The following is an 18,518-nucleotide window of genomic DNA, read 5'->3' as shown; positions in this document are numbered from 1 at the left end:
GGGGAGGCTCGGCGCCGTCGTGCGCGTCTCAGCCGAACCGTGACATGAGCGTCTGGACGTTGGCCACGTACCGACGGGTGTCGGCGTACATGCCGTTGCGCTGCACGGACCCTGCGCCCTGGTAGTACGACGCGATCGCGGTGGGCAGGTCGGGCGACGTGCGCACCAGCGTGCGCAGGATCGCCACGCCCGCGACGACGTTGTCGTCGGGGTCGAGCAGGTCGAGGTCGCGGCCGACCATCTGCGACGCCCACTCGCCTGACGTCGGGATGACCTGCATCGTGCCGATCGCGTTGGCGGGGGAGACGGCGGTGTGGTTGAAGCCGGACTCCTGGTACGCGACCGCGAGGGCGAGCGCCGGGTCGACGCCCATCTGCGACGCCGTGGCCCGCACCTTCTCCTGCATCTGCGCACGGGTGGGGGCGGACTGCCCGACGAGCGTCGACTTGTTGGCGTTCGCGGCGGCCACGACGTCGTCGGCGTAGGTGCGCCCGGCGAACGTGTTCCCCACCTTGTCCGTCGACGCGGTCGACGTCGTGCCCGTGGTGCTCGCGGCCGCGCCCGGCACGGTCAGGCGCTGGCCGGCCCGGATGAACGCACGCGCGTCGAGGCCGTTGGCGGCCACGACGGCCTGGACGGTCGTGCCGTGGCGGGCGGCGATCGCCGAGACGGTGTCGCCCGTGCGCACGGTGTAGCCGCCGGACGTCGTCGGGGTGGGGGTCGCGGCCGCCGGGGTGCCCGACCCGTGGGCGGGGATCGTCAGCTGCTGGCCGATCCGGATGAACGCCCGGTGGTCGAGCCCGTTCGCCTGCACGATCGCCGGCACGCTGCTGCCGTACGTCCGGGCGATGGCCGAGACGGTGTCGCCGCCGCGCACGGTGTGGCTGCGCGCGGCGGGTGCGGACGGCGCCGGCGAGGCCGACGTGCCCCCCGCGGAGGACGAGCCGGCGGACGGGATCCGGAGCACCTGCCCGGCGTAGATGCGCCCCGGGTCGGCCAGCCGGTTCGCCGAGGTGATCGACGTGACGGTCGCGCCGGTGCGCTGCGCGATCCCGGAGACGGTGTCGCCGTCGCGGACGCGGTAGTCGGAGTCGGCGTGCGCCCCGGTCGCGCTCGCGGCGATCGCGGCGCCCGCCAGGACGAGCGTGGCGCCCGTCCCGGTGGCGACGCGGCGGACAGGACGCGCACGCAGCGCGTGTGCTCGAGACGACATGGCCCCCCCAGGCTGTGGACGTCGTGCACCGCAGACGGGGTGCAAGTGACTGGTGTGACAGGTGTGACAAAAAGTGACGCTAGACGAGGTCCGGACGCTTGGGAAGCCGAGCGTCCGATTCGCGGGGAGACGTGCTCGGGGCCGTAGGCTGACCGGGTGAGTGGACGAGCTTCTGACCTGCCCGGCGACCTCGACGACATCGTCGGGGACTGGTTGACCGTGCCCGACGTGGCCGAACGCCTCGGCATCGAGGCCGGGCGCGTGCGCCGCCTGCTGCAGGAGGGTCGCCTGCTCGGCGTGCGCCGCGGCACCCCGCCCGTCGTCTCGGTCCCGGCCGCCTTCCTCGTGCCCGGGCACCTGGCGAACCCCGCGGCGCCGGACCCCACGGCGACCGCCGGCTCCGCCGTGCTGTCCGCGCTGCAGGGGACGCTCACGGTCCTGCGCGACACCGGCTTCGACGACGCCGAGGCCGTCCGGTGGTTCTTCACCGACGAGGAGTCGCTCGGCGCCACGCCCATCGCCGCGCTGCGTGCGGGCCGCAAGACCGAGGTCCGGCGGGTGGCCCAGGCCCTGCTCTGAGCACCTGCGCCGGGCCGGGCGACGCCCAGGCCGGGTGATGCTCGCGCGGCCCTGCCCGGTGTGCGGGTGGAGCGGCGGAAGGTCAGGCCCGGCGGTCGACCGCCGCGTGCGCGAGCGCGACCAGGTGGCCCCGCGCCGGCTCGGGCCACGGCCGGGCCTCCATGAGCGCGAACGCGGGCCCCGCGAGCTCGGCGATGAGCGCCTCGACCTGGTCCGGTGCCCCCGTGCGCCGGACCAGGTCCGCCAGCCGTGCGACCTCCTCGTCGTCGAGGTCCGGCGCGCCGAGCCGGTCGGTCAGCGTGGCGACCGCCTCGTCGTCGCCCGCGGCGGCGGCCAGGGCCGCGGCTCGCGCGACGAGCACCGTGCGCTTGCCCTCCCGCAGGTCGTCCCCGGCGGGCTTGCCCGTGGTGACGGGGTCGCCGAAGACGCCCAGGAGGTCGTCGCGGAGCTGGAACGCCTCGCCGAGCGGCAGGCCGATCTCCCGGCACGCCGCGACCTCGGCCTCGTCCGCCCCGGCCAGCAGCGCCCCCAGCACGAGCGGGTGCTCGACGCTGTACCGGGCGGCCTTCGCCCGGATCACCCGGCGGGCCCGGGCCTCGTCCTCGAGCGGGTCCTCGCCCCACGGCAGGGCCTGGGCCAGCACGTCGAGGTACTGCCCGACCGTCACCTCGGTGCGCATGAGGTCGAACACGGCGCGCGCGGCCGTCGCCTCGGGCTCGTCGAACGCCCGCAGCGCGGCGGCGAGCTCCTGCTCGCTCGCGACCAGCGACAGGTCGCCGAGCAGGATCGCCACGGACTCCCCGAACCTGTCGGCGTCACCGGTCCACGCGTGCTCGTGGTGCCGCGCGGCGAACGCGCGGTGCGCGGCGGGCAGCCCGCGCCGCGTGTCCGACCCGTCCATCACGTCGTCGTGGAAGAGCGCGGCGGCCTGGAACAGCTCCAGCGCGGCACCGACGCGCAGCAGCGCCTGCGCCTGCGGCGTCCCCGGCCGACCGCCGTGCGCGCGCCAGGACCACCAGCAGAACGCCGCCCGCAGGCGCTTGCCGCCCGCGACCATGCGGGCCACGGCGTCGAGCAGCGGGTCGGCGTCCGTGCCGAAGGGGGCGACCGTGTCACCGAGGTCGGCGACGTGCCGGGCGAGGGCCGCGTCCACCCCCTCACGCACGTTCTCGGCGTCGACGAGGGAGGGGGTGTGGGGGAGCACGGTGACACCCTAGGCGAGACCCGGCCGGGCCCGCCGGTCCGCGCGCGGCGTCGTCGCCCGCGACCGCCCGACGCCGGACCTCAGGGGGCGACCGTGCCGCCGAGGGTGAGCGTGCGCACCCCGTCACGGTCGAGCACGCCCACGACGAGCAGCTCGCCGGCCTCGCCGCGCGCGAACGTCGACCGCGCGGCCAGCCCGTCCTCGGGGGTGTCGGCCTGCTCGGTGAAGCCCGCCGCCACGAGGGGGGCGCGGACCGCGGCCACGAGGCCGGCCACGTCCTGGTCGGTGCGCAGGTTCAGGCTGATCCGCCACTGCCCGTTCTCGAGCTGCTCGGCGGACGAGACGAGGACCTCCGCGCCGTCGGGCACGGGCACCAGGCCGGTCGGGAAGCCCTCGACGAGCTCGCCGACGGCCGTGTGCTCGCCGACCGCGTCGGTGATCAGCGACTCCGTCGGCTCGGGCGAGGCGGCCGGTGCCGTCGCGGGCGACGTGGCGGTGGCGGCGGACGGGTCCGGGGTCGACGGTCCCGTGCACGCACCCAGCAGCAGGCAGGCCGCGACCAGCGCCGGCCAGGTCGCGGCGGGGCCGACGTCGCGGCGGGTGCGATCGGTCGGGCGGGGCACCGCAGCAGGGTAGCGGGCGGCGCTGCGCGTGAGCCGACCACAGCCCGTGCCGTCGAGCCGCCGCCGCGGGCGTCGGTGCGCGGCGCCCCCGCGCCCGGCGCCCGTGCGGTGGGCTCGTCGCATGGAACCCGCCACCACGCTGCGCATCGCCGAGCCGCGCGAGCTGCTCGCCTACGTGCCCTACCGGCTCGGCTTCGTCCCCGCCCGCAGCGCCGTCCTCGTCAGTCTGCGAGGACCGCGCCACGAGGTCGGCCTCGTCGTGCGCGTCGACCTCGCCGACCTGCTCGACCCGGCCGACGGCGCCCGGGTCGCCCGCGCGCTCGTCAGCCACCTCGACCGCGACGGCGCCCGCCGGGCCGTGCTCGTGCTGTACCTCCCGCAGGGGCCCGGAGCGGCGGCCGACGCACCCGCGCACCGGGCCGTCGCGCACGTGCGCCAGGCCGCCGACGTCCCGCTGGGCCCCGTCGACGTGCTCGTCGTGGGGGACGAGGGGTACGGCTGCCTGGCCTGCGACGACGGCTGCTGCCCGCCGGGCGGCCGCCCGCTGCGCGACCTGCAGTCGACCGCCGTCGGCGCCCGGATGGTCCTCGAGGGCGTCGCGGTCGCGCCCAGCCGGGCCGACGTGGGACGGATCACGCCCGCGCCCGCCGAGGCGCGACGCTCGGTCGCCCGCGTCCGCGGCCGGTGGTCCGCGGCCGCCCGTGACGCGCACGCGGCGGGCACCGAGGATCTCGCGGCCTGGCGTGCGGGGTCGCTGGCCGCGTGGCGGACCGAGGTCGCTCGGGCGGGCGACCCGACGGCGGTGCCGGCACGGCCGACCGGCCTGGCGTGCCTGGGCCGCATCGAGGCCGGCCTCGTCGACCGCCGCGTCCGGGACGCCGTCCTCGTGACCTTCGTGCCCGGGACGGGTCGGCTGGCCGAGCGGTCGCTCGCGGGCACGGGGCCGGAGCCCGCCGACGACGCCGCGATCGGGCAGGCGGTCGCGGCCGTCGTCGACCCTGCGCGGGCGGTGCCGCCGCCGCCGACCACCGGGCTGCACGAGGCCGTGCTCGAGCGCGTCGTCGCCCACGGCGCGCGGGGCGCGCAGGCCCCCGCCCTGACGCTGCTCGGGCTGCTGGCCTGGTGGCGCGGCGACGGCGCGCGGGCCGCCGTCCTCGTCGGCCGTGCGCTCGAGGACGAGCCGGGCCACCGGCTGGCGCTGCTTCTCGAGGGCACGCTCGACGCCGGGCTGGCACCGGGATGGGTGCGCCGCGACGCCTGAGCGTCCCGCCGCGTGCGGCGACCAGGACCGGTCCCGGTCGTCGGGGCGCCCGCACTCCGGTACGGTCGCGTCAGGCGGGCCGGGACTGCGGCCCGGCACGAGGAGGTCAACGTCGATGGGCATCGTTGTCGGGTACCTGGCGACCCCGGAGGGTCGGGCTGCGCTCGGTGCAGCGGTCGGGGAGGCCCGGCTCCGCGGCACCCGCGTGGTCGTGGTGCTCAGCGCCCGGCCCGACGAGAGCGCCGAGCGTCGGGCGGAGACGGACGCGGCCCTGGCCGCGGCGTCGGCCGAGCTCACCGCCGAGGGCGTCGAGCACGAGGTGCGACGCCTGGAGGGCGGCGACGCGGCGGACGACCTCATCACGACCGCGGAGCAGATCGACGCGTGCCTGATCGTCCTGGGCCTGCGCCGGCGCAGCCCGGTCGGCAAGCTGATCCTCGGGGCGAACGCGCAGCGCGTGCTCTTCGACGCCCCCTGCCCGGTGCTGACGGTCAAGCCCACCGCCTGAGCGCCGGCCGTCCCGACCGGCGGCGCGCAGGTCGGGACCGGCGGGGAATCCTGCGGGCCCGTCGTCCGTTGGACGCTCAGAGCCCCGCACTCCCACGCCTGCCGTGGTGGCGTCGTGCTGCCGTCGCCCCGTGCTGCCGTCACCCGCCCGGTCCTCCGGCCGGGTGCCCGCGGGGTCGGTACAATATCCGTCAGTCTCCCGGTCCTTCGGATCCTCCGCAGATCCGGCTGCCGCGCTGCCGAAAGGTCCTTCGTGACGTCCCAGACCCCCCATCCCGCACTCCCGCGCGAGTTCGAGCACCCCGCTCTCCAGGAGCTGGTGATGCGCGGCCGCACGCACGGCTCCGTCGACACGCAGTCGGTCCGTCTCGCCTGCGAGGCCGCCGGCGTCGAGGGGCCCAAGCGCCTGCGGGCCGTCGTGCGTGGGCTGGGCACGGCCGGCATCGACGTCCGTGACCTCGGCTCCGCCGGTCGCGCGGTCGCCGCGACGAGCGCGAAGACCCGCCCGTCCGCCAAGGCGTCGGTGTCGCGGACCCCGCGGGCCTCGGCCGTGACGACGACGTCGACGACCGACGCCGCAGCCGACGAGGCCGCGCCCGCCACCCGCGCCCCCGCCCGCGCCAAGACGGCGACGAAGGCCGCGGCGAAGCCGGCGGCGAAGGGAGCGAAGGCCGCCAAGGCCGCGCCCGGCGACGACGAGGTCGAGATCGAGGACGTCGAGATCGAGGACGTCGACGTCACCGACGTCGTCGACGTGGTCGAGGTCGAGGACGGCGACGAGGAGACCGACGCCAAGCCCGCCGCGTCGACCGACAAGGCCGCCGGCAAGGACGAGACCGAGGACAAGGGGTTCGTCTACTCCGACGCCGACGACGACGACGCCCCCGCGCAGCAGGTCGTCACCGCCGGTGCCACCGCGGACCCCGTCAAGGACTACCTCAAGCAGATCGGCAAGGTCGCCCTCCTCAACGCCGAGCAGGAGGTCGAGCTCGCCAAGCGCATCGAGGCCGGCCTGTTCGCCGAGGAGAAGCTCGCCGAGACCCGCGACCAGCTCGAGCCGCGCCTGCGTCGCGAGCTCGAGTGGATCGCGCAGGACGGCCGCCGCGCCAAGAACCACCTGCTCGAGGCCAACCTCCGCCTCGTCGTCTCCCTCGCCAAGCGGTACACCGGTCGCGGGATGCTCTTCCTCGACCTCATCCAGGAGGGCAACCTCGGCCTGATCCGTGCGGTCGAGAAGTTCGACTACACCAAGGGCTACAAGTTCTCCACGTACGCCACCTGGTGGATCCGGCAGGCGATCACGCGCGCCATGGCCGACCAGGCCCGCACCATCCGCATCCCGGTGCACATGGTCGAGGTCATCAACAAGCTCGCCCGTGTGCAGCGCCAGATGCTCCAGGACCTGGGCCGCGAGCCCACGCCGGAGGAGCTGGCCAAGGAGCTCGACATGACGCCCGAGAAGGTCGTCGAGGTCCAGAAGTACGGCCGTGAGCCCATCTCCCTGCACACGCCCCTCGGCGAGGACGGCGACAGCGAGTTCGGCGACCTCATCGAGGACTCCGAGGCGGTCGTCCCCGCGGACGCGGTGAGCTTCACGCTGCTGCAGGAGCAGCTGCACCAGGTGCTGGACACGCTGTCGGAGCGGGAGGCCGGGGTCGTCTCCATGCGGTTCGGCCTCACCGACGGCCAGCCGAAGACGCTCGACGAGATCGGCAAGGTCTACGGCGTGACGCGCGAGCGCATCCGCCAGATCGAGTCCAAGACGATGTCGAAGCTGCGGCACCCGTCGCGCTCGCAGGTGCTGCGCGACTACCTCGACTGAGCACGACGCGCGTCCGCCCGGCCGCGCGCAGAGCAGAGGACCCCCGCGACCGTCGAGGTCGTGGGGGTCCTCTGCTTCCTCGCCGGTGGCGCGGCGGCGGCCCGTGCGGCGGGACGCGACGAGGCCCGGACCTCACGGTCCGGGCCTCGTGGTCGGTGCGCGTCGGGGCGCGCGTGTCGGGTCTGGCGTCAGACGGTCGCTCCCGCCCCGTGCTCGGCGTGCAGACGATCGGTCTCGTCCTGCACGTGCGTCGCCACGGAGGAGAACTTCGGGGCGTGCTCCCGCGCGTGGTGAGCGCAGAACAGCAGCTCTCCCACCGGCAGCACGACACGGACGTAGGCCTGAGCGTTGCAGCGGTCGCAGCGGTCGGCTGTCGTCAGCGGGGCCATCGAGTCGGTCGTCGTCCCAGTCACGCCTCCATACAACCATCGGTTCGCGCGATCGTTCCCCTCAGGGGCGGGTGGTTCGCTCTCTGCGTACAAGATCGTTGCGTCCCGACAACATGTTCGTGACACCGGCGCGGGCATCTCGGGCGTCGCCGTCACACGTCCGACACGTGGACGCCGCCGTGCCGGTCGCCGGACACGCGCCGCGGGCCTGCGCCGGCGCCGGGCGTCGCCGCGGGGGCGTGGGCGGGCGCGACTACCATCGGGGCCGTGACGACCACCTCGGACCCGACCGGCTACACCGCCCGGCACCTGTCGGTGCTCGAGGGCCTCGAGGCCGTGCGCAAGCGCCCCGGCATGTACATCGGCACCACCGACAGCCGCGGGCTCATGCACTGCCTCTGGGAGATCATCGACAACTCGGTCGACGAGGCGCTCGGCGGTCACGGCGACCGCATCGCGGTGATCCTGCACGCGGACTCCTCGGTCGAGGTGCACGACAACGGCCGCGGCATCCCCGTCGACGTGGAGCCGAAGACCGGCCTGACCGGCGTCGAGGTCGTGCTCACCAAGCTCCACGCGGGCGGGAAGTTCGGCGGCGGCTCGTACGCGGCGTCGGGCGGCCTGCACGGCGTCGGGGCCTCGGTCGTGAACGCGCTGTCCGCGCGGCTCGACGTGGAGGTCGACCGCGGGGGCCGCACGCACCGCATGACGTTCCACCGCGGTGAGCCCGGCGTCTTCGACGACAGCGCCGGCGTCGGGCCCGACGCCCCCTTCGAGCCGTTCGTCTCCGGCTCCGAGCTCGCCGTCGTCGGCAAGGTGCCGCGGGCGCGCACGGGCACCCGGGTGCGGTACTGGGCCGACCGGCAGATCTTCTCCCCGTCCGCGACCTTCTCCTACGACGAGCTGGTGACCCGCGCCCGGCAGACGAGCTTCCTCGTGCCGGGCCTGGCGATCACGGTGCGCGACGAGCGGGGGCTCGCCGGCACCCCCGGCGAGCACGGCCCGCACGAGGAGACCTTCCTGCACACCGGCGGCGTCGTCGACTTCGTCGACCACCTCGCACCCGACGCGCAGGTCACCGACGTGTGGCACCTCACGGGCGAGGGCTCGTTCACCGAGACGGTGCCGGTGCTGGACGAGCGCGGCCACATGGCGCCCCGCGAGGTCGAGCGCCGGTGCGAGGTCGACGTGGCGGTGCGCTGGGGCACGGGCTACGCGACCGAGGTGCGCAGCTTCGTCAACATCATCGCCACCCCCAAGGGCGGCACGCACCTGGCCGGCTTCGAGGCCGGCCTGCTCAAGACGATCCGCACGCAGGTGACCGCGAACTCCCGCCGGCTGAAGGTCTCGACCAAGGACACCGCCGAGCGGATCGAGAAGGACGACGCCCTCGCCGGACTCACCGCGGTGGTGACGGTGCGGCTCGCCGAGCCGCAGTTCGAGGGCCAGACCAAGGAGGTCCTCGGCACGGGCCCCGTGCGCGGGATCGTGGCCCGGGTCGTGGAGAAGGAGCTCACCGCGCTGCTGACGTCCACGCGCCGCGAGCACAAGGCCCAGTCCGCGCTCCTGCTCGACAAGGTCGTGGGGGAGATGCGGGCGCGCATCTCGGCCCGCAAGCAGAAGGAGATCTCGCGGCGCAAGAACGCGCTCGAGTCGTCGTCGCTGCCCGCCAAGCTCGCGGACTGCCGCATCGACGACGTCGCGCGCAGCGAGCTGTTCATCGTCGAGGGCGACAGCGCCCTCGGCACCGCCAAGCTCGCGCGCAGCTCGGACTACCAGGCGCTGCTGCCGATCCGCGGCAAGATCCTCAACGTCCAGAAGGCGTCGATCAGCGACATGCTGAAGAACGCGGAGTGCGCCTCGATCATCCAGGTCGTCGGCGCCGGGTCGGGGCGCACGTTCGACCTCGAGGCCGCGCGGTACGGGAAGATCGTGCTGATGACCGACGCGGACGTCGACGGCGCGCACATCCGCACGCTGCTGCTCACGCTGTTCTTCCGGTACATGCGCCCGCTCGTCGAGGACGGGCGGGTCTACGCCGCCGTCCCGCCGCTGCACCGCGTCGAGGTCCTGGGGTCCGGGTCGCGCAAGGGCGAGTACGTCTACACGTACTCGGAGGCCGAGCTCGCCGCGACGCTGAAGAAGCTCGACCGTGCCGGTCGCCGCTACAAGGACGACATCCAGCGGTACAAGGGCCTGGGCGAGATGGACGCCGACCAGCTCGCCGAGACGACCATGGACCCCCGGTTCCGCACGCTGCGACGGGTGACCGTCGACGCCGCCGCCCGCGCCGAGCAGGTGTTCGAGCTGCTGATGGGCTCCGACGTCGCCCCCCGCAAGGACTTCATCGTCGCCGGCGCGCAGGACCTCGACCGCTCGCGCATCGACGCCTGACGTCCCTCCGGCCGCAATCCGCTGGCCCGGGGCGCCCGCCCCGGGCCACGCTGGTGCCATGACCGGGACCACCGACACCGCACCCCTGGCCGTCCGGGCCGCCGCACCGCCCGTCCTCGACGAGCCGTCGTCCGCGTCGGGCCTGACGTGGCGCGCGCTCGCGACCGCCGACGCGGCCGAGCTCGCAGCGCTCGTCGCCGTGGTCGAGGACGCCGACGGGGTGCCGTACCGGACGGCCGTCGAGGAGGTCGTCGACGAGCTCGAGGCCCCGTGGCGCGACCTGTCCCTCGACACCCGGGTCGGCGTCGACGCCGAGGGGCGCATGCGGGCCTGGATGAGCGTCGACGCCCCGCCCGGCGACGAGTCCGTCGTCCGCGTCTTCCTCGGCGGCGGGGTCGACCCCGCGTGGCGGGGACGCGGCATCGGTCGAGAGCTCGTGCGGTGGGCGACGGGACGGGCGCGCCAGGTGCTGGCGACGTGCGGCAAGGACGCGCCCGCGCGGATCGCGACCCACGCGGAGGACGTCGCGACGGGCACGGTGCGCCTGTACCGCGCGGCCGGCCTGACCCCGATCCGGTACTACACCGAGATGCGCCGCCCCCTGTCCGGGCCGCTGCCGCCGGTCCCCGCGCTCGACGGCCTCCGGGTCGTGCCGTGGAGCCCCGAGCTCGACGACGCCGTGCGCCTGGCGCACAACGAGGCCTTCGCCGACCACTGGGGCAGCGAGCCGCGCACGGCCGAGCAGTGGGCGCAGGGCCGCTCGATGTTCGCGCCGACGTGGAGCTTCGTCGCGGTCGACGACTCCGGCGAGGTCGCCGGCTACGCGCTCTCCGGCCGGTTCGAGCAGGACTGGGACGTCGCCGGGTACCGCTCGGGGTACACCGAGCTGCTCGGGGTGCGCCGCGCGTGGCGGGGTCGGAAGGTCGCCGTGGCGCTGCTCGCCACGGTGATGCGCGCGTACGCGACCGACGGCATGGCCTACGCCGAGCTCGGCGTCGACACCGCCAACCCGTCGGGCGCGCACGGCCTGTACGCCGCCCTCGGGTACGAGGTCGCGCACTCCTCGACGATGCTCAGCATCGAGGTCTGATCGTCCGCGGGCCGGCGCACGCGGCGCCCGGCGCGACGCCACCGGACCGGATCGACCCCCGTCGGGCGGCGCGGCGCGCGGCCTGCGCCGGTTAGGGTCTGTGCCCATGACCGACGTGCTCGACCTGCAGGCCGTGACGATCCGCCGGGGGACGACGACGATCCTCGACGACCTCTCCTGGACGGTCCGTGAGGGGGAGCGCTGGGTGGTCCTCGGCCGCAACGGCGCCGGCAAGACCACGCTGCTGCAGGTGGCGTCGGGCCGCATGCACCCGACGAGCGGCGCGGCGGAGCTGCTGGGCTCGCGCCTCGGTGCGACCGACGTGTTCGAGCTGCGCCCGCGGATCGGGCTGTCGAGCGCCGCGCTCGCGGACCGGATCCCGTCGGGGGAGACCGTCCGTGACGTCGTGCTCACCGCGGCGTACGGGGTCACCGGCCGGTGGCGGGAGGCGTACGAGGAGGTCGACGAGTCCCGTGCGGGCGACCTGCTCGCGGCCTTCGGCGTGGACCACCTCGCGGACCGGTTCTTCGGCACCCTGTCCGAGGGGGAGCGCAAGCGCGTGCAGATCGCTAGGGCGCTCATGAGCGACCCCGAGCTGCTGCTGCTCGACGAGCCCGCCGCGGGCCTGGACCTGGGCGGCCGCGAGGAGCTCGTGGGGGCGCTGGCCGAGCTGGCCCGCGACCCGCGCTCGCCCGCGCTCGTGCTGGTGACGCACCACGTCGAGGAGATCCCCCCGGGCTTCACGCACCTGCTGCTGCTGCGGCAGGGACGCGTCCACGCCGCCGGGCCGATCGTCGACGTCCTCACCGCGGAGAACCTCTCGGGGGCGTTCGACGTGAGCCTGCGCCTCGACCACGCCGACGGGCGCTGGTCGGCCCATGCGGTGACGAGTACCGCGGTCCGCGGCGCGCACTGACGCAGCCGGCACCCGACCGGCGGCAGGGGCGCCGGTCGGGTGCCCTGAAGCCGCTCGTCCGACCACGCGCGGGCAAAGAAGTCGTCTAGGATCGTCACAGGATCCGTGCGGTGGTCCGTCGACCGGTGGAGGTGGGCACGATGGGGTGGCTCTGGTGGGTCGGGGGAGCGCTCGCGCTGGGCGTCCTCGAGATGATCTCGCTGGACCTGGTCCTCATCATGTTCGCCGGCGGGGCGCTCGCCGGTGCCGTGGCGGCGGGTCTGGGCGCACCCGTGCTCGTCCAGGTGGTCGTCGCGGCGGTGACCGCTGCGGTGCTGCTCTTCACGCTGCGGCCGTGGCTGCTGGGCCACCTGCGCCGGCGCGTCCCGCTGCAGGAGACGAACGTCCACGCGCTCGTCGGCCGGGACGCGGTCACCGTGGCGAGCGTCGACGGCGTCACCGGGCGGGTCAAGCTCGCCGGCGAGGTGTGGAGCGCGCGCACCGCCGACGGCTCCACGCTCGCGCCCGGCACGTCCGTGGTGGTGGCGCGGATCGACGGCGCGACGGCCGTGGTCGGCCCCGCGCCGGCGTCGGCCGGTGACGCCGCCGTGCGAGGTCCGCTGACCGCCTGACCGTGAGGGCCCGCGGTGCCACGCAGGGCCGCACGGTGCCGGTGCACGACAGCACGTCCGTCCGACCGTCTTCGGCCCGGGGGCACCGGGTCGCCGTACCGTGCCGCCGCCGGCGGCCCCACCTGGAGGTGTCATGACCGGATCCGAGCCGGGTCAGATCGCTGCGTTCATCGTCCTCGCACTCGTCGTCATCTTCGTCGTCGTCGCTCTCGTCCGTGCGGTCCGTGTCGTCCCGCAGGCCGAGGCGATGCTGGTCGAGCGGCTGGGGCGCTACTCGCGGACCATGGACGCCGGCCTGCACCTGCTGATCCCCTTCATCGACCGCGTGCGCGCGCGTGTGGACCTGCGCGAGCAGGTCGTGTCGTTCCCGCCGCAGCCGGTGATCACGTCGGACAACCTCGTGGTGAGCATCGACACCGTCATCTACTTCCAGGTGACCTCGCCGAAGGACGCGGTCTACGAGATCGCGAACTACATCATGGGCATCGAGCAGCTCACGGTGACCACGCTCCGCAACGTCATCGGCTCGATGGACCTCGAGCAGACGCTGACCAGCCGCGACCAGATCAACGGCCAGCTGCGCGGCGTGCTCGACGAGGCGACCGGGCGCTGGGGCATCCGCGTCAACCGGGTCGAGCTCAAGGCGATCGACCCGCCGGCCTCCGTGCAGGGCTCGATGGAGCAGCAGATGCGCGCCGAGCGGGACCGCCGTGCGGCGATCCTCACGGCCGAGGGTGTCAAGCAGTCGCAGATCCTCACGGCCGAGGGCGAGAAGCAGGCGGCGATCCTGCGGGCCGAGGGCGAGGCCCAGTCGGCGATCCTGCGGGCCGAGGGTGAGTCCCGCGCGATCCTGCAGGTCTTCGACGCCGTGCACCGCGGCGACGCGGACCCCAAGCTGCTGGCCTACCAGTACCTGCAGACGCTGCCGAAGATCGCCTCGAGCCCGTCGAACAAGATGTGGTTCCTGCCGGCGGAGCTCAGCGGTGCGCTGGGCTGGCTCTCCAAGGGCTTCCAGGGCGGCGGCGACGGTCCCGACTACACCCCGCGGCCCGCCGGCAGCTCGCCGCTGGGCGAGGGCGACCTGCCCCCGGTCTCGCTGACCGACCCGAGCGAGGCCCTCGCGGAGGCGCGGCGCGAGTCGGCCGCCGCCACCGCGGACGCCACCAGCGCCGGCAACCTCAGCGGCGTGCCGTTCGACCCGTCGGCCGAGCGCGGGCAGCGCCCGGGTGTCGGCCCGGTGCCGCGGACTGCCCCGCCGGCCACGTCGGCGCCGGTCGAGGACGCGCCGCCCACGGGACCGGCGCTCTGACGCCTGCTCCACGCGCGACCTGACGGCGCCGGCACCCCACGGGTGCCGGCGCCGTCGTCGTCCCGGTGCGCCCGCCCGTGCGCCCGGGCCGCGTCCTGCCACCTGAGCAGTTGCTGAGTGAGCGCTCACTCACTTACTGTCGGCGGGTGCCCACCGACCAGCGCACCGGGCGCGCCGCGCCCCTGCCTCCCGCCGAACGCCGCCGCGCGATCCTGCGCGCCGTCCGTCCCGTGGTCGCCGAACGCGGCCTGGAGGTCACGACCCGTGAGCTCGCCGAGGCCGCGGGCGTCGCCGAAGGCACGCTCTTCCGGGTGTTCGCCGACAAGCGCGCGCTGCTCCGTGAGGCCGCGCTCGACGCCGCCGACGCGTCCGAGGCCGTCGCCGAGCTCGCCGCGATCGACGTGACCGCGCCGCTCGACCGTCGGCTGCACCAGGTCGTCGAGGTCACCGTGGCTCGCGTCGAGCGGGTCATGGTCTGGATGTCGCTCGTGCACCGCCTCGGCCCCGACGACTCCGGCCAGGCCGACGCCGCGCAGGCCCACCAGGCGTGGGCCGCGCGGCAGCGTGACGCGCGCGCCGCCGTCCACGACGAGCTCGCGCGCCTCCTCGCCCCCGACGCCGCCCGGCTGCGGATGCCGGTGACCGACGCCGTCGAGCTGCTCGACGCGCTGCTGCTGGGTGTCGTCGTGCGCGGCGAGCAGGACCGTCGCCGCGGCGTCCAGGCCCAGCCCCTGACGCCTGCCCGCCTGGTGGACCTGCTCCTGCACGGCGTCCTCGCCGACGCCCGTCCCGCCGTGACCGACGCACCCCCCGCCCCCGACCGGAAGGACGGCGCCGACCCATGCTGATGCGCCTGCTCCGCGAGCACCTGCGCCCCTACCGTGGCGCCGTCGTCGCGGTCCTCGTCCTGCAGCTCGTGCAGACCCTCGCGACGCTGTGGCTGCCCAGCCTCAACGCCGACATCATCGACGACGGGGTCGCCCAGGGCGACACCGCCACCATCTGGCGGATCGGCGGGGTCATGCTCGCCGTGAGCCTCGTGCAGGTCGTCGCCGCGATCGCCGCGGTCGGGATCGGCGCCCGCACGGCCATGGCCTTCGGCCGTGACGTGCGGGGCCGGCTGTTCGACCGCGTGCAGGCGTTCTCGCAGCAGGAGATGGGCGGCTTCGGCGCGCCGACGCTCATCACCCGCACCACGAACGACGTCCAGCAGGTGCAGATGGTGGTGCTCATGACCTTCGTGTTCCTCGTCATGGCGCCGCTCATGCTCGTCGGCGGCGTGATCATGTCGCTGCGCGAGGACGTGCCGCTGTCCGGGCTGCTGCTCGTCGTGGTGCCGGTCCTCGTGGTCGCGATCGGGCTGATCGTGTCGCGGATGGTGCCGTGGTTCCGGCGCATGCAGCAGCGCATCGACGCCGTGAACCGGGTGATGCGCGAGCAGCTCACGGGCGTGCGGGTGGTGCGGGCGTTCGTGCGCGAGCGGGCCGAGGCCGCGCGGTTCGACGTCGCCAACCGTGACCTGTACACGGCGTCGCTGAGCACGGGCCTGCTCATGGCGCTGATGTTCCCGCTGGTCATGCTCGTGATGAACGTGTCCAGCGTGGGTGTCGTGTGGTTCGGCGCCCGTCGCGTCGACGCCGGCGAGATGCAGATCGGGGCGCTCATCGCGTTCCTCAGCTACATCATGTTCGTGCTCATGGCCGTGATGATGAGCTCGATGATGGTCGTCATGGTCCCGCGGGCCATGGTCTCCGCCGAGCGCATCGGCGAGGTCCTCGACGCCGAGCCCACGGTGCTGCCCCCGCAGCAGCCCGTCGCGTTCCCCACCGACCCGACCGCCGGCGGGCGGCTCGAGCTGCGGGACGTGGAGTTCCGGTACCCCGGTGCGGAGGAGCCGGTGCTGCAGGGCGTGTCGTTCGTCGCCGAGCCGGGGCGCACCACCGCGATCATCGGGTCCACCGGCTCGGGCAAGAGCACCCTGCTCAACCTCGTGCCGCGGCTCTACGACGTGACCGGCGGGCGGGTCCTCGTCGACGGCGTCGACGTGCGCGACGCGGACGCCGACGCGCTGTGGTCGCGGGTCGGTCTCGTCCCGCAGCGCCCCTACCTGTTCTCCGGCACGGTGGCCAGCAACCTGCGGTTCGGGCGGCCCGGGGCGACCGACGACGAGCTGTGGGAGGCCTTGGAGGTCGCGCAGGCGCGCGACTTCGTCGAGGCGCTCGCCGAGCAGCTCGAGGCTCCCGTCGCCCAGGGCGGCACGAACCTGTCCGGCGGGCAGCGCCAGCGCCTGGCGATCGCCCGGGCCCTGGTCCGCCGGCCGCGGGTGTACCTGTTCGACGACTCGTTCTCCGCCCTGGACTACGCGACCGACGCGGCCCTGCGCGCGGCGCTCGTGCCGTGGACCCGCGACGCGACCGTGCTGGTGGTGGCGCAGCGGGTCGCGACGATCCGGGACGCCGACCGCATCCTCGTCCTCGACGACGGCCGCGTCGTCGGCGACGGCACCCACGACGAGCTCCTGGCGGACAACGCCACGTACCAGGAGATCGTGTACTCGCAGCTGAGCGCGCAGGAGGCGGCATGAGCACCACGACCGACCGGCGGCCCGCCGGCCCGCCCCCCGGCGGCCCCCGCCACGGGCCGATGGCCATGGGCGCGGGCATGCCCGTCCAGCGCTCCATGGACTTCCGCGGGTCGCTGCGGCGCCTGCTCGGCGTGCTGCGGCCGGAGCGGCCCCGGCTCGTGGCGGTGCTCGTGCTCGGCGTCCTGTCCGTGGCCGCCGCGGTCACCGGGCCCAAGCTGCTGGGGCAGGCCACCGACGTGCTGTTCAGCGGCGTCGTGTCCCGCGCCCTGGGCGACGTGCTGCCCGCGGGCGGCACCCAGGAGCAGGCCGTCGAGGCGCTGCGTGCCGCCGGGCAGGGCACGTTCGCCGACATGGTCGGCGGGATGTCCGGGGTCGTGCCGGGCGCCGGCGTGGACTTCACGCGGCTGGGGCAGATCCTGCTCGTCGTGCTCGCCGTGTACGTCGCGGCCTTCGTCTTCGGCTGGCTGCAGGGGCGCATCACCGCGCACGCCGTGCAGCGGACCGTCCTGCGGATGCGTACCGACGTGGAGGCCAAGCTGTCGCGCCTGCCGCTGGCGTACTACGACCGTCAGCCGCGCGGGGAGCTGCTCAGCCGGGTCACCAACGACATCGACAACGTCGCCCAGACCATGCAGCAGACCCTGTCCCAGCTCGTGACGTCGCTGCTCACCGTGGTGGGCGTGCTCGCGATGATGTTCTGGATCTCGCCCCTGCTGGCCGTCGTCGCCCTCGTCACGGTCCCGCTCTCGGTGGTCGTCGCGGCCCTGATCGCGAAGCGCTCGCAGCCGCAGTTCGTGGAGCAGTGGGCCGCGACCGGGCGGCTGAACGCGCACATCGAGGAGATGTTCACCGGCCACGCGCTCGTGACGGTGTTCGGGCGGCAGCGGGAGTCCGCGGCCACGTTCGCCGAGCAGAACGAGAAGCTCTACGCGGCGAGCTTCAAGGCGCAGTTCATCTCCGGCACCATCCAGCCCGCGCTCGGCTTCATCTCGAACCTCAACTACCTCGTCATCGCGGTGGTCGGGGGCCTGCGGGTGGCGTCGGGCGCGATGACGCTCGGCGACGTGCAGGCGTTCATCCAGTACTCGCGGCAGTTCACGCAGCCGCTCACGCAGATCGCGTCGATGGCGAACCTGCTGCAGTCCGGCGTCGCGTCCGCCGAGCGGGTGTTCGAGCTCCTCGACGCCGACGAGCAGGAGCCCGACCCCGCGCAGCCCGCCACGCTGCCGCAGCCCGTGCAGGGCCGGGTCGCGTTCGAGGGCGTGCACTTCCGGTACGAGGCCGACGTCCCCCTCATCGAGGACCTCTCGGTCGTCGCCGAGCCCGGGCAGACCGTCGCGATCGTCGGACCCACCGGCGCCGGCAAGACGACCCTGGTCAACCTCCTCATGCGGTTCTACGAGGTCGACGGCGGGCGCATCACCCTCGACGGCGTCGACACCCGCCGCCTGACCCGCGACGACCTGCGCGGCCAGATGGGCATGGTCCTGCAGGACACGTGGATGTACGAGGGGTCCATCGCCGACAACATCGCGTACGGCGTCGACGGCGCCACGCGCGAGCAGGTCGTCGAGGCCGCCGTCGCCACCCACGTGGACCGGTTCGTGCGGACCCTGCCCGAGGGGTACGACACGGTCGTCGACGACGAGGGCGGGTCGCTGTCGGCCGGCGAGAAGCAGCTCATCACCATCGCCCGCGCGTTCCTCGCCGACCCCGCCATCCTCATCCTCGACGAGGCGACGTCCTCGGTGGACACCCGCACCGAGGTGCTCGTGCAGCACGCGATGAACCGGCTGCGCGCCGGGCGCACCGCGTTCGTCATCGCGCACCGCCTGTCCACGATCCGCGACGCGGACGTGATCCTCGTCATGGAGCACGGCTCCATCGTCGAGAAGGGCGCGCACGAGGACCTGCTGGCCGCCGACGGGCCGTACGCCCGCCTGTACCGCAGCCAGTTCGCCGCCGCGTCCACACCCGTGGACTGACCAGCGGTCCGCCGCCGGACCCCCGCCCGAC

Annotated in this window: 16 protein-coding genes; 12 read left to right on the top strand and 4 right to left on the bottom strand. The window is 74.6% G+C overall.

The features are described from left to right. Positions 1–28 precede the first annotated feature (28 nt). Entirely contained in the window at positions 29–1,213 is a 1,185-nt protein-coding gene (locus tag BKA21_RS02590) for a LysM peptidoglycan-binding domain-containing protein (protein ID WP_140458769.1), read from the bottom strand. Between the two features lie 156 nt (positions 1,214–1,369). On the opposite strand from BKA21_RS02590, the gene BKA21_RS02585 reads away from it, so the two are divergent. Further along, on the top strand, positions 1,370–1,792 hold the full coding sequence (locus BKA21_RS02585) for an Rv2175c family DNA-binding protein (RefSeq protein WP_140458770.1): 423 nt from the start codon (positions 1,370–1,372) through the stop codon (positions 1,790–1,792). Positions 1,793–1,874: 82 nt separating this feature from the next. Here BKA21_RS02585 and BKA21_RS02580 read toward each other — a convergent pair whose 3' ends face one another. Continuing rightward, complete coding sequence (locus BKA21_RS02580) at positions 1,875–2,996, bottom strand: polyprenyl synthetase family protein (protein WP_140458771.1); 1,122 nt, start codon at positions 2,994–2,996, stop codon at positions 1,875–1,877. An 80-nt stretch (positions 2,997–3,076) separates the two neighbouring features. After that, positions 3,077–3,619: a hypothetical protein gene (locus tag BKA21_RS02575; RefSeq protein WP_170208984.1), complete on the bottom strand. Its 543-nt coding sequence runs from the start codon at positions 3,617–3,619 to the stop codon at positions 3,077–3,079. A gap of 121 nt (positions 3,620–3,740) precedes the next feature. Here BKA21_RS02575 and BKA21_RS02570 point away from each other — a divergent pair, with 121 nt between their 5' ends. The 3 genes from BKA21_RS02570 to BKA21_RS02560 all read left to right on the top strand — a co-directional run bounded on the left by BKA21_RS02570 (position 3,741) and on the right by BKA21_RS02560 (position 7,209). After that, on the top strand, positions 3,741–4,880 hold the full coding sequence (locus tag BKA21_RS02570) for a DUF4192 domain-containing protein (protein ID WP_140458773.1): 1,140 nt from the start codon (positions 3,741–3,743) through the stop codon (positions 4,878–4,880). A gap of 115 nt (positions 4,881–4,995) precedes the next feature. After that, entirely contained in the window at positions 4,996–5,388 is a 393-nt protein-coding gene (locus BKA21_RS02565; protein WP_140458774.1) for a universal stress protein, read from the top strand. A gap of 252 nt (positions 5,389–5,640) precedes the next feature. Continuing rightward, positions 5,641–7,209: an RNA polymerase sigma factor gene (locus BKA21_RS02560; RefSeq protein WP_140458775.1), complete on the top strand. Its 1,569-nt coding sequence runs from the start codon at positions 5,641–5,643 to the stop codon at positions 7,207–7,209. Positions 7,210–7,397: 188 nt separating this feature from the next. On the opposite strand, the gene BKA21_RS02555 is transcribed toward BKA21_RS02560, so the two are convergent. Next, positions 7,398–7,598, bottom strand: coding sequence for a DUF7455 domain-containing protein (locus BKA21_RS02555; RefSeq protein WP_140459185.1), 201 nt, complete (start codon positions 7,596–7,598; stop codon positions 7,398–7,400). A 267-nt stretch (positions 7,599–7,865) separates the two neighbouring features. On the opposite strand from BKA21_RS02555, the gene BKA21_RS02550 reads away from it, so the two are divergent. The 8 genes from BKA21_RS02550 (at position 7,866) to BKA21_RS02515 (ending at position 18,487) form a co-directional block, all read left to right on the top strand. Continuing rightward, positions 7,866–9,992, top strand: coding sequence for a DNA gyrase/topoisomerase IV subunit B (locus tag BKA21_RS02550; protein WP_140458776.1), 2,127 nt, complete (start codon positions 7,866–7,868; stop codon positions 9,990–9,992). Between the two features lie 58 nt (positions 9,993–10,050). Continuing rightward, the gene (locus BKA21_RS02545) at positions 10,051–11,082 is read left to right on the top strand and encodes a GNAT family N-acetyltransferase (protein WP_140458777.1); all 1,032 of its coding nucleotides are present in this window, start codon (positions 10,051–10,053) and stop codon (positions 11,080–11,082) included. Between the two features lie 106 nt (positions 11,083–11,188). Then, a complete protein-coding gene (locus BKA21_RS02540; RefSeq protein WP_140458778.1) occupies positions 11,189–11,998 on the top strand; it encodes an ABC transporter ATP-binding protein in 810 nt (269 codons plus the stop codon). Between the two features lie 140 nt (positions 11,999–12,138). Continuing rightward, a complete protein-coding gene (locus tag BKA21_RS02535; protein ID WP_140459186.1) occupies positions 12,139–12,609 on the top strand; it encodes an NfeD family protein in 471 nt (156 codons plus the stop codon). Between the two features lie 133 nt (positions 12,610–12,742). Next, complete coding sequence (locus BKA21_RS02530) at positions 12,743–13,918, top strand: SPFH domain-containing protein (protein ID WP_140458779.1); 1,176 nt, start codon at positions 12,743–12,745, stop codon at positions 13,916–13,918. Between the two features lie 146 nt (positions 13,919–14,064). Further along, positions 14,065–14,766 (top strand): TetR/AcrR family transcriptional regulator, encoded by a 702-nt coding sequence (locus tag BKA21_RS02525; RefSeq protein ID WP_170208985.1) that lies wholly within the window; start codon positions 14,065–14,067, stop codon positions 14,764–14,766. Next, positions 14,760–16,502 (top strand): ABC transporter ATP-binding protein, encoded by a 1,743-nt coding sequence (locus BKA21_RS02520; protein ID WP_140458781.1) that lies wholly within the window; start codon positions 14,760–14,762, stop codon positions 16,500–16,502. Before BKA21_RS02525 ends, BKA21_RS02520 begins: the two co-directional genes overlap by 7 nt. Next, a complete protein-coding gene (locus BKA21_RS02515; RefSeq protein WP_140458782.1) occupies positions 16,499–18,487 on the top strand; it encodes an ABC transporter ATP-binding protein in 1,989 nt (662 codons plus the stop codon). The genes BKA21_RS02520 and BKA21_RS02515 overlap by 4 nt, the downstream gene beginning before the upstream one ends. Positions 18,488–18,518 lie beyond the last annotated feature (31 nt).

It is taken from the genome of Cellulomonas oligotrophica, assembly GCF_013409875.1.
In the GTDB taxonomy this organism is placed as follows: Bacteria; Actinomycetota; Actinomycetes; order Actinomycetales; family Cellulomonadaceae; genus Cellulomonas; species Cellulomonas oligotrophica.
The sequence above is the reverse complement of the archived record's forward strand: the minus strand, read 5'-3'. Positions and strand labels throughout refer to the sequence as shown.

What these genes read in the sequence shown, in the direction of transcription:
- BKA21_RS02590 (WP_140458769.1), bottom strand. Translation starts at nt 1,213, where the DNA reads ATGTCGTCTCGAGCACACGCGCTGCGTGCGCGTCCTGTCCGCCGCGTC.
- BKA21_RS02570 (WP_140458773.1), top strand. Translation starts at nt 3,741, where the DNA reads ATGGAACCCGCCACCACGCTGCGCATCGCCGAGCCGCGCGAGCTGCTC.
- BKA21_RS02565 (WP_140458774.1), top strand. Translation starts at nt 4,996, where the DNA reads ATGGGCATCGTTGTCGGGTACCTGGCGACCCCGGAGGGTCGGGCTGCG.
- BKA21_RS02555 (WP_140459185.1), bottom strand. Translation starts at nt 7,598, where the DNA reads ATGGCCCCGCTGACGACAGCCGACCGCTGCGACCGCTGCAACGCTCAG.
- BKA21_RS02545 (WP_140458777.1), top strand. Translation starts at nt 10,051, where the DNA reads ATGACCGGGACCACCGACACCGCACCCCTGGCCGTCCGGGCCGCCGCA.
- BKA21_RS02540 (WP_140458778.1), top strand. Translation starts at nt 11,189, where the DNA reads ATGACCGACGTGCTCGACCTGCAGGCCGTGACGATCCGCCGGGGGACG.
- BKA21_RS02535 (WP_140459186.1), top strand. Translation starts at nt 12,139, where the DNA reads ATGGGGTGGCTCTGGTGGGTCGGGGGAGCGCTCGCGCTGGGCGTCCTC.
- BKA21_RS02530 (WP_140458779.1), top strand. Translation starts at nt 12,743, where the DNA reads ATGACCGGATCCGAGCCGGGTCAGATCGCTGCGTTCATCGTCCTCGCA.
- BKA21_RS02520 (WP_140458781.1), top strand. Translation starts at nt 14,760, where the DNA reads ATGCTGATGCGCCTGCTCCGCGAGCACCTGCGCCCCTACCGTGGCGCC.
- BKA21_RS02515 (WP_140458782.1), top strand. Translation starts at nt 16,499, where the DNA reads ATGAGCACCACGACCGACCGGCGGCCCGCCGGCCCGCCCCCCGGCGGC.